Source organism: Streptococcus sp. VT 162, assembly GCA_000688775.2.
GTDB lineage: Bacteria > Bacillota > Bacilli > Lactobacillales > Streptococcaceae > Streptococcus.
Window position 1 is genome coordinate 95,912 of the sequence record CP007628.2, and the last position, 14,624, is coordinate 110,535.

At 42.1% G+C, this 14,624-nt stretch carries 17 protein-coding genes; 11 read left to right on the forward strand and 6 right to left on the reverse strand.

Annotation, left to right across the window (positions count from 1 at the left end; all coding sequences use genetic code 11):
• Positions 1 to 1,008: a membrane protein gene (locus V470_00530; GenBank protein ID AHZ46941.1), complete on the reverse strand. Its 1,008-nt coding sequence runs from the start codon at positions 1,006 to 1,008 to the stop codon at positions 1 to 3.
• Between the two features lie 184 nt (positions 1,009 to 1,192).
• Between V470_00530 and V470_00535 the strand changes: the two genes are divergently transcribed.
• The gene (locus V470_00535; protein AHZ46942.1) at positions 1,193 to 2,896 is read left to right on the forward strand and encodes a dihydroxy-acid dehydratase; all 1,704 of its coding nucleotides are present in this window, start codon (positions 1,193 to 1,195) and stop codon (positions 2,894 to 2,896) included.
• A gap of 176 nt (positions 2,897 to 3,072) precedes the next feature.
• On the opposite strand, the gene V470_00540 is transcribed toward V470_00535, so the two are convergent.
• Positions 3,073 to 3,414, reverse strand: coding sequence for an aromatic ring hydroxylase (locus V470_00540; GenBank protein AHZ46943.1), 342 nt, complete (start codon positions 3,412 to 3,414; stop codon positions 3,073 to 3,075).
• A gap of 167 nt (positions 3,415 to 3,581) precedes the next feature.
• On the opposite strand from V470_00540, the gene V470_00545 reads away from it, so the two are divergent.
• From V470_00545 to V470_00590, 10 genes are all read left to right on the forward strand, one after another.
• A complete protein-coding gene (locus tag V470_00545) occupies positions 3,582 to 4,862 on the forward strand; it encodes a histidyl-tRNA synthase (GenBank protein AHZ46944.1) in 1,281 nt (426 codons plus the stop codon).
• Positions 4,863 to 5,005: 143 nt separating this feature from the next.
• Complete coding sequence (locus V470_00550) at positions 5,006 to 5,212, forward strand: XRE family transcriptional regulator (protein AHZ46945.1); 207 nt, start codon at positions 5,006 to 5,008, stop codon at positions 5,210 to 5,212.
• Complete coding sequence (locus tag V470_00555; protein ID AHZ46946.1) at positions 5,209 to 5,397, forward strand: membrane protein; 189 nt, start codon at positions 5,209 to 5,211, stop codon at positions 5,395 to 5,397. The genes V470_00550 and V470_00555 overlap by 4 nt, the downstream gene beginning before the upstream one ends.
• Positions 5,384 to 5,581, forward strand: a complete 198-nt coding sequence (locus V470_00560) for a membrane protein (GenBank protein ID AHZ46947.1) — start codon at positions 5,384 to 5,386, stop codon at positions 5,579 to 5,581. The genes V470_00555 and V470_00560 overlap by 14 nt, the downstream gene beginning before the upstream one ends.
• Positions 5,582 to 5,583: 2 nt before the next feature.
• On the forward strand, positions 5,584 to 5,934 hold the full coding sequence (locus V470_00565; protein AHZ46948.1) for a PspC family transcriptional regulator: 351 nt from the start codon (positions 5,584 to 5,586) through the stop codon (positions 5,932 to 5,934).
• Positions 5,935 to 5,947: 13 nt separating this feature from the next.
• The gene (locus tag V470_00570; protein AHZ46949.1) at positions 5,948 to 6,682 is read left to right on the forward strand and encodes a membrane protein; all 735 of its coding nucleotides are present in this window, start codon (positions 5,948 to 5,950) and stop codon (positions 6,680 to 6,682) included.
• A gap of 9 nt (positions 6,683 to 6,691) precedes the next feature.
• Positions 6,692 to 7,333: a CAAX protease gene (locus V470_00575; protein AHZ46950.1), complete on the forward strand. Its 642-nt coding sequence runs from the start codon at positions 6,692 to 6,694 to the stop codon at positions 7,331 to 7,333.
• A gap of 17 nt (positions 7,334 to 7,350) precedes the next feature.
• The gene (locus tag V470_00580; GenBank protein ID AHZ46951.1) at positions 7,351 to 7,581 is read left to right on the forward strand and encodes a membrane protein; all 231 of its coding nucleotides are present in this window, start codon (positions 7,351 to 7,353) and stop codon (positions 7,579 to 7,581) included.
• Between the two features lie 158 nt (positions 7,582 to 7,739).
• Positions 7,740 to 9,503 (forward strand): aspartate--tRNA ligase, encoded by a 1,764-nt coding sequence (gene aspS, locus V470_00585; GenBank protein ID AHZ46952.1) that lies wholly within the window; start codon positions 7,740 to 7,742, stop codon positions 9,501 to 9,503.
• Entirely contained in the window at positions 9,481 to 10,422 is a 942-nt protein-coding gene (locus V470_00590) for a tyrosyl-tRNA synthetase (GenBank protein AHZ46953.1), read from the forward strand. The genes aspS and V470_00590 overlap by 23 nt, the downstream gene beginning before the upstream one ends.
• Positions 10,423 to 10,455: 33 nt before the next feature.
• Here the strand turns inward: V470_00590 and V470_00595 are convergent, their stop codons facing one another.
• From V470_00595 to V470_00610, 4 genes are all read right to left on the reverse strand, one after another.
• Positions 10,456 to 11,442, reverse strand: a complete 987-nt coding sequence (locus tag V470_00595; protein ID AHZ46954.1) for a LacI family transcriptional regulator — start codon at positions 11,440 to 11,442, stop codon at positions 10,456 to 10,458.
• Between the two features lie 9 nt (positions 11,443 to 11,451).
• Complete coding sequence (locus V470_00600; protein AHZ46955.1) at positions 11,452 to 12,252, reverse strand: maltodextrose utilization protein MalA; 801 nt, start codon at positions 12,250 to 12,252, stop codon at positions 11,452 to 11,454.
• A 180-nt stretch (positions 12,253 to 12,432) separates the two neighbouring features.
• Entirely contained in the window at positions 12,433 to 13,275 is an 843-nt protein-coding gene (locus V470_00605) for a sugar ABC transporter permease (protein ID AHZ46956.1), read from the reverse strand.
• 1 nt (position 13,276) lies between these two features.
• Entirely contained in the window at positions 13,277 to 14,569 is a 1,293-nt protein-coding gene (locus V470_00610) for a sugar ABC transporter permease (protein ID AHZ46957.1), read from the reverse strand.
• Between the last annotated feature and the right edge of the window lie 55 nt (positions 14,570 to 14,624).

The window sequence follows — 14,624 nt, forward strand, 5'->3', positions numbered from 1 at the left end:
TTAGTAAAGACTTCCTGCGTTGACAATTGGTTGTGCATCATGATTGCCACAGAGAACGACTAGGAGATTTGAAACCATGGCAGTTTTTCGTTCTTCGTCAAGTTCTACCAATTCTCCTTCATTGAGACGTTCTAGTGCCATTTCAACCATTCCCACAGCGCCGTCTACAATCATCTTACGGGCATCAATAATGGCAGATGCTTGTTGGCGTTGAAGCATAACAGCTGCAATTTCTGGTGCATAAGCTAGATAAGTGATACGTGCTTCAAGGATTTCCAAGCCAGCATCTTCTACGCGACTTTGGATTTCTTCACGAATACGGTTAGCTACAATTTCACTAGAGCCACGGAGACTACCTTCATCTGCTTGTCCATCCCCTGTAGTATCTACATTAGGAGACACATCGTAAGGATAGATGCGGACAATATTACGAAGGGCGCTATCACACTGCAATGAGAGATATTCTTTATAGTTATCAACGTTGAAGACTGCTTTGGCTGTATCGACAACTCTCCAAGTTACCGCAATTCCAATTTCAACAGGGTTACCTAAGCAATCGTTAATCTTTTGACGGGAATTGCTCAAAGTCATAACTTTGAGGGAAATCTGTTTCTTGCCAATTTCAAGGTTTACATCATTGCCATTTGATGATTTCATTCCTGAAAAAGGAGATTTTGTGCTAACATCACCACTTTGACCAAGTCGAGTGTGGTTTGCAGGGTTGACTGCTATGCTAAAAGGATTGACAAAGTAAAAACCAGGTTCTTTGATGGTACCTGTATAATTACCAAAGAGGGTCAAAACCAGAGCTTCCTGAGGTTTGACAACTTTTAAACCAGCATGAGCTAGAACTGAAATTAAGATTAATAAAAGACCGATAATAATTCCAAAAACGTTTTCCGAACCAGCACCCATTATAAATATAAAGATACCAAGTACGAGTGTCAATTCAATGAGAATTAATGCGAATACACCATTTGGTTTTGAATTGATTAGTTTTTCAGTCATAAGAATGACCTCCTGCTTTATGATATCTAAATGATATCACTTTAATTTATAAAGTCAAGAAATAAATGTAACATTTTTAAAGAAAATATTGCTGTATAGAATTTTCTGAAAATTCAAGAATTTTCTTCTGTTCATTGCCTTTAAAATGTGCTATAATAGTAAAAACTGAAACGGGAGGGATAAGATGACTGAATTAGATAAACGTCACCGCAGTAGCATTTATGATAGCATGGTTAAATCACCAAACCGTGCTATGCTTCGAGCGACTGGTATGACAGATAAGGACTTTGAAACACCGATTGTGGGAGTGATTTCGACTTGGGCGGAAAATACACCATGTAACATTCACTTGCATGATTTCGGGAAATTAGCTAAAGAAGGTGTCAAATCTGCAGGTGCTTGGCCTGTACAGTTTGGAACCATTACCGTAGCGGACGGGATTGCCATGGGAACGCCTGGTATGCGTTTCTCTCTAACATCTCGTGATATCATTGCGGACTCTATCGAGGCGGCGATGGGTGGTCACAACGTCGATGCCTTCGTTGCTATCGGTGGCTGCGACAAGAACATGCCTGGTTCTATGATTGCTATTGCCAACATGGATATTCCAGCTATTTTCGCCTATGGTGGTACTATTGCACCGGGAAATCTTGATGGCAAAGATATTGACTTGGTTTCTGTTTTTGAGGGAATCGGAAAATGGAACCACGGTGACATGACAGCTGAGGACGTGAAACGTCTCGAATGTAATGCCTGCCCTGGCCCTGGTGGCTGTGGTGGTATGTATACAGCTAATACCATGGCGACTGCTATTGAAGTTCTAGGTATGAGTTTGCCAGGATCTTCATCTCACCCAGCTGAATCAGCCGACAAGAAAGAAGATATCGAAGCAGCAGGACGTGCTGTTGTCAAGATGTTGGAGCTTGGACTCAAACCATCAGATATCTTAACTCGTGAAGCTTTTGAAGATGCCATCACTGTAACTATGGCTCTCGGTGGTTCTACAAATGCCACTCTTCACTTGCTTGCCATTGCCCATGCGGCTAATGTTGACTTGTCACTTGAGGATTTCAATACAATCCAAGAGCGTGTGCCTCACTTGGCCGACTTGAAACCATCTGGTCAGTATGTCTTCCAAGACCTCTACGAAGTCGGTGGTGTGCCTGCGGTTATGAAATACCTCTTGGCAAATGGTTTCCTTCATGGCGACCGTATCACATGTACTGGTAAGACAGTCGCTGAAAACTTGGCTGACTTTGCAGACCTTACACCAGGCCAAAAAGTCATTATGCCACTTGAAAATCCAAAACGTGCAGACGGTCCGCTTATCATCTTGAACGGGAACCTTGCCCCTGACGGTGCGGTTGCCAAGGTATCAGGTGTTAAAGTGCGTCGTCACGTTGGACCTGCTAAGGTCTTTGACTCAGAAGAAGATGCGATTCAGGCCGTTCTGACAGATGAAATCGTTGATGGCGATGTTGTCGTTGTTCGTTTTGTTGGACCTAAGGGTGGTCCTGGTATGCCTGAGATGCTGTCCCTTTCTTCAATGATCGTTGGTAAAGGTCAAGGAGACAAGGTTGCCCTCTTGACGGATGGTCGTTTCTCTGGTGGTACTTATGGTCTGGTTGTCGGACATATTGCTCCTGAAGCTCAGGATGGTGGACCAATTGCCTACCTCCGTACAGGTGATATCGTTACGGTTGACCAAGATACCAAAGAAATTTCCATGGCCGTATCCGAAGAAGAACTTGAAAAACGCAAGGCAGAAACAACCTTACCACCACTTTACAGCCGTGGTGTCCTTGGTAAATATGCCCATATCGTATCATCTGCTTCACGCGGAGCCGTGACAGACTTCTGGAACATGGACAAGTCAGGTAAAAAGTAAACTCATACTCTTCGAAAATCTCTTCAAACCACATCAACATCGCCTTGCCGTACTCAAGTACAGCCTGCGGCTAGTTTCCGGCTAGTTTCCTAGTTTGCTCTTTGATTTTCATTGAGTATCAAAAAGCAAGCCATCTTCGGCTTGCTTCTTTTTATCTTCAAAAGTGATTTGCCTGCTTAACGAGGTGGCAGTCCAAGGGCAATACGGCCGTAGCGACTGATTCGTGTGATCTTCCAGGCAGGCGACCAGGTAACTTCAACCTTGACATCTTCGATACCCTCGATTTGTTTCAGACCGGCCACGATTTCGATAGGCAGGCTTTCGGCGCAATCGCAGGCAGTGTCGGTAAAGGTCATGACAATCTTACAGAGACCTGTTTCATCCAGATTAATTTCATAAATCAAGCCCAGATTGTACACATCCAATTCCACATCTGTATCAAAAACCTTCTCTAGTTTTTCGATAATTTGGTCTTGTAAGGCCAAAGCGCGGTCATTGATTTTGATATCGTCTCTCATAACAGTCCCTCCACGTGATAAATATCCTCTATTTTCTCATAATTCTGACAATTTGGCAAGTTTTTGATGAATTTTCTGAAAAGACTCTCTTGAGATTTTCTCCTCTCACTGTTTTAATCCCTCTATTTATGGTAAAATAAGACTATTAAGTTTAAAGAGGATTCCCTATGAAATTACAAAAACCAAAAGGAACGCAGGATATTTTACCGGCTGAGTCTGCCAAGTGGCAGTATGTTGAGGGCTTTGCCCGTGAAATTTTCAAGCGCTATAACTATGCAGAAGTGCGCACGCCTATTTTTGAGCATTACGAGGTCATCAGTCGCTCTGTCGGAGATACAACGGATATCGTAACCAAGGAAATGTACGATTTTTATGACAAGGGTGACCGCCATATTACCCTCCGTCCAGAAGGAACTGCGCCCGTTGTCCGCTCTTATGTGGAAAATAAACTCTTCGCCCCAGAAGTGCAAAAGCCAAGTAAGTTCTATTACATGGGTCCTATGTTCCGTTATGAGCGTCCACAAGCAGGGCGTTTGCGCCAGTTCCACCAGATTGGTGTCGAGTGCTTTGGCTCTAGTAATCCAGCTACCGATGTGGAAACCATCGCTATGGCGGCTCATTTCTTGAAAGAAATCGGCATCCAAGGTGTCAAATTGCACCTCAATACGCTTGGAAATCCTGAGAGCCGTGCAGCCTACCGTCAGGCCTTGATCGACTATTTAACACCGCTCAAGGAGACCTTGTCGAAGGATAGCCAACGTCGTTTGGAGGAAAATCCTCTCCGTGTCTTGGACTCTAAGGAAAAAGAAGACAAGGTGGCAGTAGAAAATGCGCCGTCTATCTTGGACTTCCTTGATGAAGAAAGCCAATCCCACTTTGATGCTGTGCGTCAGATGTTGGAAAATCTGGGTGTAGACTATATCATCGATACCAATATGGTGCGCGGTCTGGACTATTACAACCACACGATTTTCGAGTTCATCACTGAGATTGAGGGCAATGACTTGACGGTCTGTGCGGGTGGTCGCTACGATGGTTTGGTTGCCTACTTTGGTGGTCCTGAAACTGCTGGATTTGGATTTGGCCTTGGTGTAGAGCGCCTGCTTCTCATCCTTGAAAAACAAGGGGTGGCCCTCCCTATCGAAAACGCTCTAGATGTTTATATCGCAGTCTTGGGTGAAGGAGCAAATGTTAAGGCCTTGGAATTGGTACAAGCCCTTCGCCAACAAGGATTCAAAGCAGAGCGTGATTACCTTAACCGTAAACTCAAAGCTCAGTTCAAGTCCGCCGATGTCTTTGCTGCTAAGACCCTCATCACTCTCGGAGAGAGCGAAGTCGAAAGCGGACAAGTGACAGTTAAGAACAACCAAACTCGAGAAGAAGTTCAAGTATCACTTGAGACCATTAGCCAAAACTTTTCAGAAATATTTGAAAAATTAGGCTTTTAATAGTAGAAAAACTGGTCAGGATCTTATTCCTGACCTTTTTCTTTTGCAAAATGACAAAAATCTTAAACTTTTTGACAAATATGCTTGTCAAAAAGAAAAAGATGTGTTACAATGTAAGCAAGTTAAGAGTAAAGGAGAAGGGAATGCTTAAAAATCGTTTAAAAGAGCTTCGGGCTCGCGATGGTCTCAATCAGACCGAACTTGCCAAGCTAGCAGGAGTTTCCAGACAGACCATCAGTTTGTTAGAACGGGATGAGTACACCCCATCCATCGTTATTGCCCTGAAGATTGCTCAGATATTCCATGAGCCAGTCGAGTCAGTCTTTCGTATAGAGGAGGATGAGGAATGAATAAGTATAAAGTAATTTATTATATGAGTGTTTTTGCCTTTATTGTGAATGCTTTTGCTATGATTGGAACATTACTGGGTTGGTTCTATTTTGTTGAAAGTAAGTATTTGTTTTGGATTAATTTAGTCCTCTTGTCCATTTTCAATCGGTTGAAGAAAAAGGAGAAAAATGATGAACAAGTATAAAGTAATCTATTATGTAGTTGCCATAGCTCTATTAGTCAGCGTATTTCTACTGATTGGGATGGACCTAGGCTGGTTTAATCCATATCAAAGCGACCAATTTGTTTGGACCTACTTTGCTCTCATCCCAGTAGTTGACTGGATTGAAAAGAAATCCAAAAATCTAGCAAGTGAAAAAGGAGAATGAATATGAAAAAGTTTTTAGCAGGTTTTCAAGTCGATACTGAGCACAAAGAACTTGCGGGTGTTTGTGCAGGTTTAGGAAATTATTTTAACATTCAAGCCAATATCGTTCGTTTGGTGACAGTCTTGCTGTTTCTCTCTTCGACAGAGATTGGGATTATAACAGTAACTCTCTATGCCTATCTAGCAGGTTGGCTTGGCAATGAACCCTTGGGAGATGGAGCAAAAAAAGCTAGAAACCAAGCTATTCTCTTGTTTGCTGTTTGTTTGATTTTGGTGTCACTTGGAACAGAAGGTTTGGTCGCTATCTTTGAGTCAGGTAAGGACTTTGGTCAATGGTTGGTTGGATTAGTTTAGAAAGAGGATGAATATGAAAAAGAAACGTGGATTGTTATTTTTAATGGCTTTGATCTTGGGAGGCTTCTTGGGCATGTTTGCAGGGATGTTTAAGGCCTATACCGAAAACTATGGAACCATTTTAGATGTCAAAATCGTGATTCCATGGATATCATCTATTTGTTTACTGTTAGGTTTCATTAGTATGTTTTTGACTTTCGATTTCTTAAAGAAAAGCAGAAAATTTCACTCCTTGTATCAAGAGGAAATGGATGATGATCTGAATGAAACCTATTATGTACAAATGTATCGTAATCTCGAGTTTGGAACTATTGCTTTTAATAGTGCAGGCGTAGCGATTTTTTTGGCTCTTTTCATCTCAGGTAGTGAAGTAATTGTACTAAATATCAGCTATATAACCTTATCTCTTTCTTTTTTGGCATTAGTGATGATTTTCAGTGCTCAAAAATATCTCTATAAGACCATTGCGATCGTTCGTCAGTTTGATTTGGAATTCTTCTCTACACCAAAAGATGTCTTGGACTATATAAACTCCTACGATGAAGGGGAGCGCAAGGCTAATTTAGAACAGAGTTTTCGAATTTTATTCCAATTAAACCAGTATGTCTTGCCAACTCTCTATTTTCTAATCGTTCTCTTTTCCTTACTGACAGGAGAAATTCAGTTACTAGCCTTCTTGCTTGTAGGAGCGATCCATATTTATATCAATGTGATGCAATTACCTATGGTAAAACGTTATTTCAAATAGGAGTCTTTTATGAAATTACTTAAAAATCTTGGCTGGTTTCTTCTAGCTGTCCTATCCTTTTACTTTGGCTATGGTCTGATTCAGAGTATGGCTTTATCAGCGCTTGACCTAGGGGCTTCGATCTTTGGAGTCTTGCCACTCTATATCGCTCTGTCAGGGGCCTATGTTTATGGAGTTTACAGATGGTATCAGACAGAAAAGGTTAGCATCCAGACGACAGCTTTTAATCGTTATATCTGGTTGCCTACTCTGGTTTTGCTAGTGGCGATTACAGCTCAGTTCTTTTTGCCAGAAGATCCGTCAGTCAATCAACAAATCGTATCACAATTGACAGTTGCTCAGCCTGTATTTGGTTTCTTTATGGTGGTAGTCTTTGCTCCTCTGACGGAAGAACTCATCTTTAGAGGGATGCTGGCGCGTTATCTCTTTCCTAAGCAGAACAACAGCAAACAGACAGCTCTGTTTCTCCTCGTATCAAGTGTGCTTTTTGCCTTGATTCATTTTCCAGGGACTTTGCAACAGTTTTTCGTCTACGCTAGTCTTGGTTTTAGTTTAGGGCTGGCTTATATCAATAGAAGAGGTCTTCTTTACAGTATTTCTCTCCACGCTTTGAATAATTTAGTCGGCTTTTTGATGATACTCATGCTATAATAGAGTCAGGAGGTCACATGAAACGAGTAATTTTATTAGCAGTGATACAGGCAGTCGTTCTCTTCTTTATTATCGGAGGCCTTGCCTATGCCTTTAAAGGCGATTTCTTTTACAACAATCTAGCAGTGATTTTTGCACCTATTGCAGGAATCATGCGCTTTGCGACGGCCTATGCTACAGTGATTGTTCTGCCAAAAAAAGCGGCTGAAATCGCGGAAAAACGTAAAGAAGGTCAAGAATCAAAATAAGAAAATCCGATGGTGTCTTCATCGGATTTTTTGATGTTGTCACGATTTTTTAGCTCTTCGTTTTGATTTCTAAAGACAATCAAACTTTTCTGATGATTTTCATGAAGAGCTTGCGCTTTTATGGTAAAATAGTAACAGAATAAAAGAGGAGAGAAACAATGAAACGTAGTATGTATGCTGGTCGTGTTCGTGAGGAACATATCGGACAAGAAATTACCTTGAAAGGATGGGTTGGCCGTCGTCGTGACTTGGGTGGTTTGATCTTTATCGACCTTCGTGACCGTGAAGGGATCATGCAGCTGGTTATCAATCCAGAAAAAGTTTCTGCAGAGGTTATGGCAACAGCTGAAAGCCTTCGTAGTGAGTTTGTCATCGAGGTGACGGGTCAGGTTACTGCGCGTGAGCAAGCCAATGATAAATTGCCGACTGGTGCGGTTGAGTTGAACGTGACAGCTTTGACAGTGCTGAATACAGCTAAAACAACACCTTTTGAGATTAAAGATGGGATTGAGGCCAATGACGATACACGTTTGCGTTACCGATACCTTGACCTTCGTCGTCCAGAGATGTTGGAAAACCTTAAGCTTCGTGCCAAGGTGACTCATTCTATCCGTAACTACTTGGATGAGTTGGAGTTTATTGATGTGGAGACGCCATTCCTTTCTAAGTCAACACCAGAAGGGGCGCGTGACTATTTGGTGCCATCTCGTGTCAACAAAGGTCATTTCTACGCTCTTCCTCAAAGCCCACAGATTACCAAACAGCTCTTGATGAATGCTGGATTTGACCGTTACTACCAAATCGTTAAATGTTTCCGTGACGAGGACTTGCGTGGTGACCGTCAGCCTGAATTTACCCAGGTCGACTTGGAAACTTCCTTCCTTAGTGAGCAAGAAATCCAAGACATCACAGAAGGCTTGATTGCGCGCGTGATGAAAGAAACAAAAGGCATCGAAGTGACGCTTCCATTTCCTCGTATGAAGTACGATGATGCCATGGCCCTTTATGGTTCTGACAAGCCAGATACGCGTTTTGACATGTTGCTTCAGGACTTGACAGAAGTTGTCAAGGGTGTTGATTTCAAAGTCTTTTCAGAAGCACCTGCCGTTAAAGCCATTGTGGTCAAAGGAGCAGCAGATAACTACTCACGTAAAGACATTGACAAGATGACTGAAGTAGCCAAACAATATGGTGCCAAAGGTCTTGCTTGGGTCAAGGTGGTTGATGGAGAATTAAACGGACCAGTTGCAAAGTTCTTGACTGGCATTCAAGCAGAATTGACTGCAGTACTTGGTCTTGAAGATAAGGACTTGGTTCTCTTTGTGGCGGATACGCTTGAAGTGGCGAATGCAACCCTTGGTGCCCTTCGTGGTCGTATTGCCAAAGAGCTTGGCTTGATTGATAGCGATAAATTCAATTTCCTTTGGGTGGTTGATTGGCCAATGTTTGAATGGTCTGAAGAAGAAGACCGCTACATGAGCGCCCACCATCCATTTACCCTTCCACAGGAAGAAACAGCTCACGAATTAGAAGGTGATTTGGCTAAGGTTCGTGCCATTGCTTACGATATCGTCTTGAACGGTTATGAGCTTGGTGGTGGTAGCCTTCGTATCAACCAAAAAGACCTTCAAGAACGCATGTTCAAGGCTCTTGGTTTCTCAGCCGAAGAAGCAAATGACCAGTTTGGTTTCCTTCTTGAGGCTATGGACTATGGTTTCCCACCACACGGTGGTTTGGCGATCGGTCTTGACCGTTTTGTGATGCTCTTAGCAGGAGAAGAAAATATCCGTGAAGTCATTGCCTTTCCTAAGAACAACAAGGCAACCGATCCAATGACACAAGCTCCATCAACAGTCGCTCTCAAACAACTAGAGGAACTCAGCTTACAAGTAGAAGAAGATGAAACAAGCAAAACAAATTAAGCGGTGGCGCTATTATCTGCGCCGCTTTGCTTATCAGATAAAAATCTTACGAGTTTTACAAAGTATCTCTCGGGAAAAATATGATGAGAAAGTCTCGGCTTCTCTGGTTTATGGCTTTTTGTCAGCAGTAGCAGTCAATTTCTTTTTTCAACCAGGACACGTTTACTCCAGTGGTGCGACGGGTTTGGCACAGATTATCTCTGCTTTGAGTAATCACTGGTTTGGTTTTTATATTCCGATATCGCTGACCTTTTACGCCATCAATTTTCCCTTGATGATTTTGGCTTGGTATCAGATTGGGCATAAGTTTACAATCTTTACCTTTATCACAGTATCCATGAGTTCCCTCTTTATCCAGCTTGTGCCAGTTGTGACCTTGACAGAGGATCCCATCATCAATGCTCTTTTTGGGGGTGTTGTCATGGGCTTGGGGATTGGTTTTGCGCTCCGTAACAATATTTCTAGCGGAGGTACAGATATCGTCAGTCTCACCATTCGAAAGAAAACGGGTAAGAATGTCGGCAGTATTTCTTTCTTGGTAAATGGAACCATCATGCTGATAGCAGGTCTGACCTTTGGTTGGAAATACGCCCTCTACTCTATGATTACCATTTTTGTATCGAGCCGTGTGACAGACGCGGTCTTTACAAAGCAAAAACGAATGCAGGCCATGATTGTGACCAATAATCCTGACAAGGTAATCGCAAAAATCCATAAAAAATTGCACCGTGGAGCAACCATGATCCACGATGCAGAAGGAACCTATAATCATGAGAGAAAAGCAGTCTTGATCACTGTTATCACGCGAGCAGAGTTTAATGATTTTAAACACATCATGAAACAGGTCGATCCAACAGCCTTTGTCTCTGTATCTGAAAATGTCCACATCCTAGGACGATTCGTAGAAACAGACAATTAATCATACTCAAAAGACCAGCCTTGGGGCTGGTCTTTATTTTTCGATAATTTTGTGTCCAATCAACTGGCGGTAACAAATCTGTTTATTGTTTTTGGCATCGTTAATAATCTGGAGAATGGTTTCAAAGGAAACGCGCCCGAGTTCTAAGCTATTGATATCCACATAGGCTGCCAAGTTCAGTTTAGGGTTGACCGAGTCAAAGCTGAGGACAGGGACATCCAGTTGGTGTTTTGCGATGTAATCACAGACCCCTGCAGCAAGAAGGCTATCAATAGTAATAATAGCATCAATATTTGGATCATGCTCGAAGAGAAGTTTACTAAAGCGATAACCATTATCTTCAAGAAATTCGGTCGCAAAGTAGGTCAGATTTGGATCAATAGGAAGTTGGTATTGTTTAAGAGCTAACTCATAACCCATTAGACGATCTTGTGTTACGAAAAGTTTTTTGGTTCCTCCGATGAAGGCAATTCGCTTGCATCCTTTTTTGATGAAATATTCTGTTGCATCAAAACCTGCCTGGACATTGTCATTATCGACGAGCGGAATGAAGGGAGATAGAGATTTACCTAAGATAAGGAAAGGAAATTGCTCATCTGCTACTAGCTTAACCAAAGGATCTTCTTCTTGGGCATAGAGGAAAATCAAACCATCTACACGCTTACCATAGACCATCTGGGAAATAGCTTTGAGCCGCTCTTTTGCATCTTTCCCCGTTGCAATCTGAATAGCATAGTGGTTCTCAGATGCCACTTGGGCGATCCCTCGTAGAACAGATGGGAAGAAAGGATTTTGGTAAAAGGCATCCGAGTCGTCAGGGAGCACTAGGCCGATAACTTGAGTATAGCTACTTACCAAGCTACGAGCATTGAGATTGGGGTGGTAGTTGAGCTCCTTCATCGCCTTGCGAACTCGTTTTTTGGTTTCATCACTAATCGTTGATTTGTTTTGAATAACGCGGGTAACAGTTGAAGGTGAGACACCTGCTGCCTTGGCCACGTCTTTAATCGTAACGGGCATAAAAATCTCCTATTTATGATAATCTGGATCACGGAAGTGTGTCTTGTAAAAAATGGTGACCAGATAAAGAACAAAAAGAATGTTTTGTACAGTGATAAGGGTCGCCATATTTTGGCCAAAAAGTCCCAAAATAAGCGTAATCAGAGTGGGTAATCCTAAACAGTTCAAGATAAAATGGTAGCACTCTTTAAAGCTCCTAAATGAAAAGAGGCGTGATTTTTTGGTGATATAAAGGAGGAGACTAGCTCCAAGAGAGACAATAAAGAAATTCAATCCAAAGAGGAAGCTTGCACCAAGAACGAGAAAGAGACTGATATAGACACGGTTCTGTTGGTACCAGTCTTTAGAAATAGCCTGGGTTAAAGTTTCCTTACTCTGGAAACTCTCCGTTTGAATGGCGTGGTAGCGAATGCGAGTTAGTTCCTTACTTTCCTTACTGATGACGAGTTCTTTCGTATCAAAATGAAGTTGCAAATCCTTTGGCAATTCCTTACTTGGACTTGGGCCAATCAAAAGAGAAGGCTGCTGATTCTTTGTACCTGAGTAGTTCAGCTTTCCATCAACGATTTGTGCATTCTCTGACAAGTCCATGATGGCTTCATCTGTCAGTGGAGTATAGACATTATCGATAAAGGTATCCAGTGGATACGTTTCCTGTGAGCTGTTTTGAATGGCAATTGGAATCATGGACAAGCTGATGAGGAAAATGCTCGTAAAGAGGAGTTGAAACCAGTTGAGTCCAAAACGTTTTGACAGGGGATTACGAAATCCCCAGATACTAGTAAAATACGAGAATGGATATGGAAGCATAGGCATCTTTCTAAAAGGTGTTTTCTATATGAGTATTATTATATAGAGAAATGTGCTTTATTTCAAGTCTAGTAGATAAATTGCTTACTGAAAAGCTGATTTTGCTACTATTTGCGGTCTTGTGTCTAATCTTTCAACTTTAGAAACAAGATCAAAATGAAAAAGGGTGGCGGGGATAAATTATCCCTTGTCGCCACCACTTGTAAGTCCTGAAACAAAGTTCTTTTGTAGGAAGAAGAAGAGAATACAGATTGGAAGGGCGATGAGGATAGCACCTGCTGAGAAGTAGGCAATCTTCAAGTTTTTCACATTGCTGACAAAGGTCTGTAGACCAACGGCAACTGTAAAGTATTCTTTCTCACGAAGCAAGAAACTAGAGAGGATATAGTCTCCGAAAGGTCCCATGAAGGCCCAGAGCGCTTGTACTGCAACCATTGGGCGAACGAGTGGGAGAACAATTTGCCAGAAGCGACGGAAGTGTCCTGCACCATCTAGTTTTGCTGATTCATCAAGAGACATTGGTACTGTGTCGAAGTAACCTTTCATCAACCAAGCGTTCATTGGGATACCACCACCGACATATAGGAAGATGAGGAACCAGCTATGGTTAAGGGCGTTCAACATAAGGGCCATAACGAAGAAGGCTGTCAAAGCGGCCATAGTTGGCACCATTTGGATGATCAAGAAGAAGACCAAACTTTGTTTACGAGCCAAGAAGTTGTAACGGCTGTAGGCGTAACCAGCAAGTACGATGATACTTGTTTGAACAGCCATTGTAATCAAGGCGATGATCAAGGTATTGAGATACCAAGTGCCGTATAAGGTTTCAGTGAAGAGTCCTTTAAAGTTATCAAAACTAAAATCGACGTTACCATCTAGTTTAAAGGCTACCACGTTACCAGACTTGAAGGCTGACATAATGGTGATCAAAAGTGGATAGATAATCACGATTGATAAGCCAATCAAGTAGAGGTAAGTGAGGGTTTGAGTCAGTCTACGTTTGAGTTTGATTGAGTTATTCATCTTAGACGTCCTCCATATCAAATGCGTGTAGTTTCTTGAATGCAATCATAGAGATAGAGATGACAATGATTGAGATAATCAAGGTAACAGCTGCCGCCATAGAGTATTGAGGAGATGTACCTGTTGTCAAACGATAAATCCATGAGATCAAGATATCAGTTGAACCGGCTCCACCACCAACGCTACCAGGACCTCCGCCGTTGAAGAGGTACATGATAGAGAAGTTGTTAAAGTTGAAGGTGTATTGGCTGATCAATGTTGGTGCCGCAACAGCCAAAATCATAGGGAAAGTGATGTTGCGGAATTTTTGCCAAGCATTGGCACCATCGATGTAAGCCGCTTCGTAGAGGTCGTTAGGAATCGACTGCAAGATACCCAAAGTCAAAACGTAGATGTATGGGAATCCTAGCCAACCTTGCATCATAATCAAGGCAATCTTAGTCCAAGTTGGGTCTGTTTTCCAAGGGATAAGCGCTCCGTCAAGGAAAGGAAGGACCTTAGCCAAGATAGGCAATACTTGAGTGTTGATCGCTCCGACACTATCGTTAAACATGTTTGAGAATGTCAAGATAGTGATGAAGGCTGGAACAGCCCAAGGAAGAAGGAAAATAACACCAAAGATACGTTTTCCTTTGATAAATGGTTGGTTAGCAATGATTGCTGTGAAGATACCAATCACAATCTGCAAAGTAGAAGCAGACAAGGCCCAGATGATGGTCCAAGAAAGAACCGCACCGAAGGCTGAACGGAAGGTACTTAAGCTCCAGATATTAGTGAAGTTCGTCAAGCCAACCCAGTCCAACAATTTGTTTGGTGGCAAGTGTTGGAAGTCATAGTTGGTAAAGGCAATCATCAAGGTTACGATAACTGGGAAGATAATCGCAAATGTCATAGCGACGTAAGATGGGATGATCAAGAGGTAAGGGAAACCATTCTCATAAATACCTTTGATCATATCTTTAAAAGTACGTGGGACAGGAATTCCATTGTTAATACGTTTTGCGATTGTATGTGCATCTTTAATATTTGAGAAATAAAAGAGCACATAAACGACTACAAAGATTAAATGGAAGGCACCACGAATCAGCATAAAGAGGGAATTATCACGACCTGGCTTGTCACCAAGAGTGATCAAATTGTGCAATTCCGGCGCAGCAAGTGCTAGGAAATAAAGAACAAATACGATAGTTACACCAAGGAAGATAAAACCTTTGGCCTTTTGTTTATTGTAAATCTGTCCTAACCCAGGAATCACTGAAAGCAAGGCTGCTTTGCTAGGTTGTTGGTTTTCCATGAATACTCCTTTCATAGGATACGAGATTGAAGTTTGTCTCCAATCACTAGATAGG